The sequence below is a fragment of the Citrobacter sp. wls613 genome (assembly GCF_005281195.1).
Classification (GTDB): Bacteria; Pseudomonadota; Gammaproteobacteria; order Enterobacterales; family Enterobacteriaceae; genus Citrobacter; species Citrobacter gillenii.
The window spans coordinates 50,504-60,034 of the sequence record NZ_SZXN01000069.1 but is presented as its reverse complement, the minus strand read 5'-3'; the positions used below and the strand labels follow the sequence as shown (position 1 = coordinate 60,034).

The window sequence follows — 9,531 nt, the reverse complement described above, 5'->3', positions numbered from 1 at the left end:
CGCGGGGCGATCGTCAGGATCGCCCCGATCCCGTTAATGAGTGTGAAACCTGGTCTTCACTGAACGGCAATCCGAGGGTGTGGATATGATTAGCGCATTCGATATTTTTAAGATTGGCATTGGACCTTCCAGCTCCCATACCGTGGGGCCAATGAACGCAGGTAAAAGCTTTATCGACCAACTGGTCAGTTGCGGAGAATTGCACCAGACCACGCGCATTGTGGTCGATCTTTATGGTTCACTCTCCCTGACCGGAAAAGGTCATGCGACCGATGTCGCCATCATGATGGGCCTCGCAGGTAACAGTCCGCAAAACGTGCAGATTGATACCATTGCGGGTTTTACCCAGGACGTGGCCCGTACCGGACGTCTCCCGGTGGCAGAGGGCACGCATATCGTTGATTTCCCTCCTGCTGAGAACATTCTCTTCCATAGCGAAACGCTCCCGCGCCATGAAAATGGTATGCGCATCACCGCGTGGAACAGCAACGAGACGCTATTAAGCAAAACCTATTACTCCGTTGGCGGTGGTTTTATCGTTGAGGAGGATCACTTTGGTCAGGCGCACGACGTTGAAGCGCATGTACCGTACAATTTCCATTCTGCCAGCGAGCTGCTGAAACTGTGTGAGCGAAACGGGCTTTCCGTTTCCGGCCTGATGATGCAAAACGAGCTGGCGATGCGCAGTAAAGATGAGATTGACGCGGGTTTTGCGGCAATCTGGGATGTCATGCACGCCGGTATCGAGCGCGGTATGAACACCGAAGGCGTCCTGCCCGGCCCGCTTAACGTTCCGCGTCGCGCCGTGGCATTACGTCGGTTGCTGGTTTCCAGCGACAATCTGTCCAGTGACCCAATGAACGTCATCGACTGGATTAACATGTTCGCACTGGCCGTGAGCGAAGAGAACGCCGCGGGGTGCCGGGTTGTTACCGCCCCGACAAACGGTGCGTGTGGCATTATCCCCGCCGTGCTGGCCTATTACGACAAGTTCCGCCGCCCGGTGAATGCGAACTCCATCGCCCGTTATTTACTGGCTGCGGGGGCGATAGGCGCGCTGTATAAGATGAATGCGTCTATCTCTGGGGCCGAAGTGGGCTGCCAGGGTGAGATTGGTGTGGCCTGTTCCATGGCTGCCGCCGGACTGACAGAACTGCTTGGCGGGAGCCCGGCGCAGGTCTGTATTGCCGCTGAAATCGCCATGGAGCATAACCTGGGGTTAACCTGCGATCCGGTCGCCGGACAGGTGCAAATTCCGTGCATTGAACGTAATGCGATCAACGCAGTAAAAGCGGTTAACGCCGCGCGTATGGCGCTGCGCCGCACGTCAGAACCTCGGGTGTCGCTCGATAAAGTTATCGAGACGATGTATGAAACCGGCAAAGACATGAACGATAAATACCGCGAAACCTCGCGCGGTGGTCTGGCGATCAAAGTAGTGTGTATGTGAGTTAATCAAAATAGCATGACCAAAAAGGTGCACAGAAGTGCACCTTTTTTTGTTGTGATCTGCTTCAAAAACAGAAATCGATCCCACCTTTGATGTTTTCAAGAGAAAATCTTTCTTTACCTGTAGGGATTATAGGGTTTTGTTTGTGAAGTTTTTCTCTGACCCTGAGCGTATGATTTTCTTCATTCTAAGAGCTCGCCTGCATCTTATGAATTGCGTATCGCCTTGACGCAATACGAAAAAAATAAAAAAACCTCTACCTACACATTAAGCGGGAAATTATGGAAACGGCTACGAATAACAGCGTAATACTCGACGCATCCGCTCCGGCGCGCCGGGCGGGAATGACCGAAAGTGAATGGCAGGAAGCCATTAAATTCGACAGCATGGACACCGGTTGGGTCATTATGAGTATCGGTATGGCGATTGGCGCGGGGATTGTTTTTCTTCCCGTCCAGGTGGGTCTGATGGGGTTGTGGGTATTCCTGCTGTCCTCGATTATCGGCTATCCCGCGATGTATTTGTTCCAGCGTCTGTTCATCAACACGCTGGCTGAATCTCCAGAGTGCAAAGATTACCCAAGCGTCATTAGCGGTTATTTAGGCAAAAACTGGGGCATCCTGTTAGGGGCGTTGTATTTTGTGATGTTGGTTATCTGGATGTTTGTTTATTCCACCGCCATCACTAACGACAGCGCTTCGTATCTGCATACATTTGGCGTGACCGAAGGGTTACTGTCCGACAGCCCGTTCTATGGCCTGGTGCTGATTTGCATCCTGGTGGCTATCTCGTCACGCGGTGAAAAATTACTGTTTAAAATCTCCACCGGCATGGTGTTGACCAAGCTGCTGGTCGTTGCCGCCCTTGGCGTGTCGATGGTCGGGATGTGGCATTTGCATAACGCTGGCTCGCTGCCGCCGATGGGGCTGCTGATTAAGAATGCGATTATTACGCTGCCCTTTACGCTGACCTCGATTCTGTTTATTCAAACCTTAAGCCCGATGGTTATCTCGTACCGTTCTCGCGCAAAATCCATTGAGGTCGCGCGTCATAAAGCGCTGCGCGCCATGAACATCGCGTTTGGCATACTGTTTGTCACTGTCTTCTTCTACGCCGTCTCTTTCACCCTGGCAATGGGCCATGATGAAGCGGTGAAAGCCTACGAGCAGAACATTTCCGCCCTGGCGATTGCCGCACAGTTTATTAGCGGTGACGGCGCGGGTTGGGTGAAAATCGTCAGCGTTATTCTGAACATCTTTGCCGTGATGACCGCCTTCTTCGGTGTGTACTTAGGCTTCCGTGAAGCGACTCAAGGCATTGTGATGAATGTGCTGCGTCGCTACATGTCTGCTGAGAAGATCAACGAAATCTTCGTTCAGCGCGGCATCATGGTCTTCGCTATTTTACTGGCCTGGAGTGCAATTGTGCTCAATGCGCCGGTACTGAGCTTCACCTCTATTTGTAGCCCAATCTTCGGCATGGTGGGCTGTTTGATCCCGGCCTGGCTGGTCTACAAAGTTCCTGCACTGCACAAATATAAAGGCGCTTCCCTGTACCTGATCATCATCACAGGCCTGCTGTTGTGCGTTTCTCCGTTCCTGGCATTTTCTTGAGTTATCTGAGTGAAGGTCGTTGCTATGTTTGAGACTACATTGAATCCATTATGGGACTGTTTTATCCGCGCGGTGCAGGAAGAAGTCAAACCTGCCCTGGGCTGCACCGAACCTATCTCTCTGGCTTTGGCGGCGGCAGTCGCATCCGCTGAGCTGAACGGCGCGGTTGAACGCATTGATGCGTGGGTCTCACCCAACCTGATGAAAAACGGCATGGGCGTGACCGTACCGGGCACCGGAATGGTCGGGTTGCCCGTCGCCGCTGCGCTGGGTGCGCTGGGTGGCAATGCCCTCGCGGGTTTAGAAGTGCTGAAGGATGCGTCCGCAGAGGCCATCGCCGACGCCAAAGCCATGCTGGCTGCCGGAAACGTGGCGGTGATGCTGCAGCAACCTTGCGAAGATATTCTCTTCTCACGCGCTAAGGTGTACAGCCGTGACGGGTGGGCGTGCGTCACGATTGTTGGCGGTCATACCAACATTGTGCACATCGAAACCCATAATGGTGTGGTGTTCAGTAAAGAAGAACAGACGCAGGATGAAGAGCTGGATTCGCCGCTGGCGGTGTTATCCCACACCTCGCTGGAAGAGATTCTGGCGTTTGTGAATGCGGTGCCGTTTGAGTCCATCCGCTTTATTCTGCAGGCGGCAAAACTAAACGGGGCGCTGTCTCAGGAAGGGTTACGCGGGACATGGGGATTACATATCGGTGCTACGCTGGAGAAGCAGTGTGCCCGTGGCCTGCTGGCAAACGATCTTTCAACCGCTATTCTGATCCGTACCAGTGCGGCGTCGGATGCGAGAATGGGCGGCGCGACGCTGCCGGCGATGAGTAACTCCGGTTCCGGGAACCAGGGGATCACCGCCACGGTTCCGGTGATGGTGGTGGCCGAGCACTTTGGTGCGGATGATGAAAAACTGGCGCGTGCGCTGATGTTGTCACACCTGAGTGCAATCTATATCCATCATCAGCTTCCTCGCTTGTCGGCTCTGTGTGCGGCAACGACGGCGGCGATGGGCGCGGCGGCGGGGATGGCATGGCTGGTGGATGGGCGCTATAACACCATCGCTATGGCGATCAGCAGCATGATTGGCGATGTGAGTGGGATGATTTGCGATGGCGCGTCAAACAGCTGTGCGATGAAAGTGTCTACCAGCGCGTCGGCGGCATGGAAGGCGGTACTCATGGCGCTGGACGATACGGCAGTGACCGGTAACGAAGGGATTGTGGCGCATAATGTCGAGCAATCTATTGCGAATCTGTGTGCGCTGGCATGTCGTTCGATGCAGGAAACCGACAAGCAGATCATTGAGATCATGGCCAGCAAAGCGCATTAATCTGTAGGCCGGGTAAGGCGTAACCGCCACCCGGCGTCAGTCTGAGCCGCCTTATCAGGCGGCGTCTTCTTCTTCCTGCCTTTGCTCGGCATCGGCAACAATCGCTTCCAGTTCCGTCAGCATATCTTCATAGCCAAAGGTTTTGGTCTGGACGACCGTGTCCTGAATTTTGGCTTTGACCGCCGGCTTACGCTTTTTTGACGCTTTCTTGCTCATAGTCGTACTCCCTTGTTTTTCCTGACTATACGGGCAAATCTATCAGCAAAGCGCGCAAAGGCGTATCGGCAACTAATGTTATGTTAGCTTCGTCACGAATAAATGCGCCATCACCACAGGTCAGCGCTTCTTTTTCTGCTCCAGCCGTTAGCGCATGGAACGTGCCGTGGATCGACTGCAGATAGGCGCGGGGGCCGTGTAATTGAAAACTCAGTGATTCACCTTGCTTCAATTCGACATGGTGTATCCACACCTGCTGGCGAAGATGCAGGCTGCCTTGTTCTCCGTCCGGGGAGGCGATCAGTTGATGCTTGCCGGTCGCCAGTGTGGCTTTCTGTACACAGGCATTTTCCCGCTGCGGGCAGGCGTCCAGCCATAATTGCATGCGGGTTAATGGCTTATCCTTGTTAAGGTTGTGCTCGCTGTAGCTAATCCCAGGCTGCGTGGCGAGCAGTAAAACCTCACCGGCTTTTGCCCGGACATGGTTGCCTTCGCTGTCGCGATATTCCGCTTCCCCTTCAAGGATCAGGTTGACAATATCCACCTTCGGATAGGTACGCGGCTGGAAAGAGGCCCCCGGTGCCAGAACTTCCTGGTTCAGAACACGCAGCGAGGCGTAACCCAGCAGCTTAGGATCAAAATAGTGTCCAAAGGAGAAGGTATAACGGGCTTGCAGCCAGCCGTAGTCTGCCTGTCCGCACTGTTTTGCTGTTCGGGTAGTAATCATCTTTCTTGACCTCTCTTTACTTCCTTTTATGTTAAATGGCTGGACGCTGTATTGTTAGCCAGATATTCTGCCCGGTATGTTCAAATTTCCTGAATGAGAACGACATGGCCAAAGAAAGGGCATTAACGCTTGAAGCGTTACGCGTAATGGATGCAATCGACAGACGTGGCAGCTTTGCCGCTGCGGCGGACGAACTGGGGCGCGTTCCTTCCGCTCTCAGCTATACCATGCAAAAGCTGGAAGAAGAGCTGGATGTGGTGTTGTTTGACCGCTCAGGCCATCGCACAAAATTTACTAACGTTGGACGCATGCTACTGGAACGTGGGCGCGTGCTGCTCGAGGCGGCTGATAAGCTGACCACCGATGCCGAAGCGCTGGCCCGCGGCTGGGAAACGCATCTGACGATCGTCACCGAAGCGCTGGTACCCACGGCAGCGTTCTTTCCGCTCATCGACCGGCTCGCCGTGAAGGCCAATACTCAGCTTTCAGTGATCACTGAGGTGCTGGCTGGGGCATGGGAACGCCTGGAGCAGGGAAGGGCGGATATCGTGATCGCCCCGGATATGCATTTTCGTTCATCGTCAGAAATTAATTCCCGCAAGCTGTACACGCTGATGAACGTCTACGTGGCCGCGCCGGATCATCCTATCCATCAGGAGCCGGAGCCGTTGTCGGAAGTGACCCGAGTGAAATACCGGGGCATTGCGGTGGCGGATACCGCCCGTGAGCGCCCGGTGCTGACCGTCCAGTTACTGGATAAACAGCCGCGCCTGACGGTGAGTTCAATCGAAGATAAGCGCCAGGCGCTGTTGGCCGGGCTGGGTGTGGCGACCATGCCGTATCCGCTGGTGGAAGAGGATATTGCCGCAGGTCGTTTGCGCGTGGTGAGCCCGGAGTCCACCAACGAAATTGATATCATCATGGCCTGGCGACGGGACAGTATGGGTGAGGCCAAATCCTGGTGTCTGCGCGAAATTCCGAAGCTGTTTGTGGGGAAATAGCAGGACTGTTACGCCGGATGCGGTGCAAGCACCTTATCCGGCCTACAAGACGGAGTAGGTTGTAGGCCTGATAAGCGCAGCGCCATCAGGCATCTCTACGTGCTACGTCAGGACAGTTGTTTAGGGTCTGTACCGAAGCGGTTGCTTCCCGGCGTGCCGTTCTGACAGTTGAAAATAATGATAACCAACCAGCCAATAATGGGGATCAACAGGATCAGCAGCCACCATGCAGAACGGTCGGTGTCATGCAAACGACGGAACTGCACTGCCCACCACGGTATAAATACCAGCACACCATAAATCGTCGTTAATACGCCTTCTCCCCCGGCGCGTTGCCAGCCAAGCATGTTGTCCAGGATGCTGAGTACGAAAGAAAAGATGATGTTGACCAGAACAAACATCCAGTACTCTTTGCGCCGAGCCCGGCCGCCAAAACCAAAATAGTTCTTAAGAACGTTTAGATACCAATCCATTTGCGCCTCATTTTGCGTTCAATCACTTGTTTTTAAAGTAATCAAATTAAGAATAGCTGCGAATGAAATGGTGGTAAATATTTGTCGTATTAATTATTTGCCCACATCGGAGCATTGCTTGTCAGTTAAACATTATGGAGAACATGTGATTCCGCCTCAGGGTTCCGTTCACCTCAGCAGTATTATTTCTCTGAAGTGCAGATACCCGTGAACGTGCAAGGGAGGCTCACCGCCACCTCCCTTGCAACCCAGGCTCCCGGCGGGAAAATCGTCGCTGCGCGAGTTATTCGTCTTATTCCGTCTGCCTGTCGGGTCGGGGCCGAGCCTGCATCCCTGCAGGCCGTCCCCTCTGCCCGCATCCCTGCGGACAGACCCGGTCAGCCGTCAACGCCTCATCGATTTTCAGCCGGACCAGGGTGTCGCTTCAGCGCTCTGGCTTTCAGCTATATCCGTTTTGCTGTTCAGAGATATTCAAGTAAAAGCACAGGTGGACAGGTGTGGGGTGGTCCGGCTGAAAATTGCCGACGTGTTTCCGTAAGGCCGGGAGAACCCGCAAGGATGCGGGTTCAGGGCGCGTTTTGCAGGGATGCTACCTCGCGCCCGGCCCGGTAGCCTGGAGGAATAAGCGTAGGGGATTGCGAAGCAACAATTTTCCGTGCCGGGAGCCGGGATTGTAAAGGGCGTGGCGAAGAACGCCCTTTACACGTTCACCGTAATCAGTGCTTCAGAGAAATGATTAACATGAGGTGAACGGAACCCTTTCTCTGAGGTAGCATGTTCATTACTTCCGTCAATACAGGTTTATACTTTCTGAAACTGAAGCGTTAACTGAACGGCATTGCCCAGATGAGACCCGTGTAAATCAGGCGAAACGGCTGTCTCGTCCATGTGGCTCGTTGAGATCCTGCCATGGCCCGATTGAAATAATACCGGTCGGATTGATGGTTTTGTGGCTACGGAAGTAGTGATGACGGATATGGTCAAAATTGACGGTCTCCGCAATGCCCGGCATCTGGTAAATATCGCGCAGGAAACCGTACAGATTCAGGTAGTCACTGATGCGGTGCTTATCGCACTTGAAGTGGGTAACATACACCGGATCAAAGCGTACCAGCGTGGTCCACAGGCGAATATCTGCCTCGGTCAACTGGTCGCCGGTCAGATAGCGATGCTGACCCAGAATCTGCTCCAGTCGCGCCAGTGAGTGAAACACTTTATCAACCGCCTCATCATATGCCTCCTGACTGGTGGCAAAACCGGCTTTATAGACGCCATTATTGACGTTGTCATAAATCCAGCTGTTCAGCTCGTCAATTTTACTTTGCAGGGCAGGCGGGTAGTAATCACCGGCTTTGGCGCCCAGTGCATCAAACGCCGTGTTAAACATGCGGATGATCTCCGCCGATTCATTACTGACGATGGTGTGATTCTTTTTATCCCACAGCACCGGTACGGTGACGCGGCCGCTGTACTGCGGGTCGGCATGCAAATAGAGCTGATAGAGAAACTCGTGCTGGTAGAGCGTATCTCCCGTGGCGGCCGGGAAATTATCATCAAACGTCCAGCCGTTCTCTAGCATCAGCGGATGCACAACGGAAACGGAGATAAATGGCTCCAGACCTTTGAGCGTGCGTAGAATCAGCGTGCGATGCGCCCACGGACAGGCGAGGGAAACGTACAGGTGGTAACGGTCTTTTTCGGCGGCAAAACCGCCTGTGCCGGTCGGGCCAGGTTCGCCATCCGCGGTGAGCCAGTTACGGAAAGCCGATGCAGAACGTTGAAATTTTCCCCCGGTAGATTTTGTGTCATACCAGGTGTCATGCCAGACGCCGTCAATAAGTTGTCCCATGGTTTTGCCTCCTCAGATAGCAAAAGCGAGGAGATGTCTCCTCGCTTTTTGATGCGTTTAGTATAGCTTGCTTACCACTTTTTATTCAGTACGCGGTCAATGCTGAATGCGCCTGGACCGGTGATAGCCAGCAGCAGGAAACCGCCTGCGATGGTTAAGTTTTTCATGAACATCAGCGAGTTCATCCCTTCCGCAAAGTTGCTGTGGAAGATGAACGCGGTCAGCACCGTGAAGCCTGCGGTAAACAGCGCGGTAGTACGGGTCAGGAAGCCGAACAGAATGGCCAGGCCGCCGCCGAACTCAAGCAGAATAACCAGCGGTAACATGAACCCCGGAACGCCCATGGCTTCCATATATTGTTGGGTACCCGCATATCCGCTGATTTTTCCCCAGCCTGCAGAAATAAACAGGATTGGCATCAGAATGCGCGCTACCAGTACACCAACATCTTCTAATTTTTTCATCGTACTCTCCAGGAAACCACTCAGGCGGCTGATTTTGTTTTTTGTTGCATTAACGCTGTATAGGGCGTTATTGCTGTCGATGGAGAGAATCATAAACGTGACGAATGACAATTGTTAGCAAGGAAAACTGTCAGTATTTTTCAAAAATTTTGAGTGAAGGGGGGTGATAGAATGAAGTAGGCCTTGCCATCAGGCCTACGTGGGGAGAACAGAAGAGATTAACCGCGCAGTTGCTGCTGTCTGATGGTCGCTTTGACCAGTCGCCAGGCGCTCCAGACGCTAAAGCCGCGTTTGGCCCAACGGACGAGCATATTTGGGTGGCGAATAGTACGAACGGCTATGATGCTGCTGCCAACCAGTATCCACGAGCGCAGGTTCAACAGCGTGTTCCAGCCGCGATCGT

At 53.5% G+C, this 9,531-nt stretch carries 10 protein-coding genes; 4 read left to right on the top strand and 6 right to left on the bottom strand.

The features are described 5' to 3' along the window. The first annotated feature begins 85 nt into the window (after positions 1 to 85). From tdcG to FDX01_RS16975, 3 genes are all read left to right on the top strand, one after another. Entirely contained in the window at positions 86 to 1,450 is a 1,365-nt protein-coding gene (gene tdcG / locus FDX01_RS16985) for an L-serine ammonia-lyase (RefSeq protein WP_117342715.1), read from the top strand. Positions 1,451 to 1,731: 281 nt separating this feature from the next. Further along, positions 1,732 to 3,063: an amino acid permease gene (locus FDX01_RS16980; protein WP_137400189.1), complete on the top strand. Its 1,332-nt coding sequence runs from the start codon at positions 1,732 to 1,734 to the stop codon at positions 3,061 to 3,063. 24 nt (positions 3,064 to 3,087) lie between these two features. Further along, a complete protein-coding gene (locus tag FDX01_RS16975) occupies positions 3,088 to 4,398 on the top strand; it encodes a serine dehydratase subunit alpha family protein (RefSeq protein WP_096755570.1) in 1,311 nt (436 codons plus the stop codon). Between the two features lie 54 nt (positions 4,399 to 4,452). On the opposite strand, the gene FDX01_RS23105 is transcribed toward FDX01_RS16975, so the two are convergent. Then, the gene (locus tag FDX01_RS23105) at positions 4,453 to 4,614 is read right to left on the bottom strand and encodes a hypothetical protein (protein ID WP_096755571.1); all 162 of its coding nucleotides are present in this window, start codon (positions 4,612 to 4,614) and stop codon (positions 4,453 to 4,455) included. A 25-nt stretch (positions 4,615 to 4,639) separates the two neighbouring features. After that, complete coding sequence (locus FDX01_RS16970; protein WP_115257425.1) at positions 4,640 to 5,341, bottom strand: pirin family protein; 702 nt, start codon at positions 5,339 to 5,341, stop codon at positions 4,640 to 4,642. A gap of 104 nt (positions 5,342 to 5,445) precedes the next feature. Here FDX01_RS16970 and yhaJ point away from each other — a divergent pair, with 104 nt between their 5' ends. Beyond that, positions 5,446 to 6,342, top strand: coding sequence for a DNA-binding transcriptional regulator YhaJ (gene yhaJ, locus FDX01_RS16965; protein ID WP_096755573.1), 897 nt, complete (start codon positions 5,446 to 5,448; stop codon positions 6,340 to 6,342). Between the two features lie 107 nt (positions 6,343 to 6,449). Here the strand turns inward: yhaJ and FDX01_RS16960 are convergent, their stop codons facing one another. The 4 genes from FDX01_RS16960 to FDX01_RS23920 all read right to left on the bottom strand — a co-directional run. After that, positions 6,450 to 6,815 carry a DUF805 domain-containing protein gene (locus FDX01_RS16960; protein ID WP_137400188.1) on the bottom strand — a complete coding sequence of 122 codons (366 nt, stop codon included), beginning with the start codon at positions 6,813 to 6,815 and terminating at the stop codon, positions 6,450 to 6,452. Positions 6,816 to 7,677: 862 nt separating this feature from the next. Further along, positions 7,678 to 8,664, bottom strand: coding sequence for a glutathionyl-hydroquinone reductase YqjG (gene yqjG / locus FDX01_RS16940; RefSeq protein ID WP_117342713.1), 987 nt, complete (start codon positions 8,662 to 8,664; stop codon positions 7,678 to 7,680). 71 nt (positions 8,665 to 8,735) lie between these two features. Beyond that, positions 8,736 to 9,128 carry a DoxX family protein gene (locus FDX01_RS16935; protein WP_135324236.1) on the bottom strand — a complete coding sequence of 131 codons (393 nt, stop codon included), beginning with the start codon at positions 9,126 to 9,128 and terminating at the stop codon, positions 8,736 to 8,738. Between the two features lie 218 nt (positions 9,129 to 9,346). After that, positions 9,347 to 9,531, bottom strand: a 185-nt coding sequence (locus tag FDX01_RS23920; RefSeq protein ID WP_249361004.1) for a YqjK family protein, incomplete at its 5' end; no start/stop codon positions are given.

Excerpts from the sequence above, each read along its gene's own strand:
- tdcG (WP_117342715.1), top strand. The coding sequence starts at position 86 with ATGATTAGCGCATTCGATATTTTTAAGATTGGCATTGGACCTTCCAGC.
- FDX01_RS16980 (WP_137400189.1), top strand. The coding sequence starts at position 1,732 with ATGGAAACGGCTACGAATAACAGCGTAATACTCGACGCATCCGCTCCG.
- FDX01_RS16975 (WP_096755570.1), top strand. The coding sequence starts at position 3,088 with ATGTTTGAGACTACATTGAATCCATTATGGGACTGTTTTATCCGCGCG.
- FDX01_RS23105 (WP_096755571.1), bottom strand. The coding sequence starts at position 4,614 with ATGAGCAAGAAAGCGTCAAAAAAGCGTAAGCCGGCGGTCAAAGCCAAA.
- FDX01_RS16970 (WP_115257425.1), bottom strand. The coding sequence starts at position 5,341 with ATGATTACTACCCGAACAGCAAAACAGTGCGGACAGGCAGACTACGGC.
- yhaJ (WP_096755573.1), top strand. The coding sequence starts at position 5,446 with ATGGCCAAAGAAAGGGCATTAACGCTTGAAGCGTTACGCGTAATGGAT.
- FDX01_RS16960 (WP_137400188.1), bottom strand. The coding sequence starts at position 6,815 with ATGGATTGGTATCTAAACGTTCTTAAGAACTATTTTGGTTTTGGCGGC.
- yqjG (WP_117342713.1), bottom strand. The coding sequence starts at position 8,664 with ATGGGACAACTTATTGACGGCGTCTGGCATGACACCTGGTATGACACA.
- FDX01_RS16935 (WP_135324236.1), bottom strand. The coding sequence starts at position 9,128 with ATGAAAAAATTAGAAGATGTTGGTGTACTGGTAGCGCGCATTCTGATG.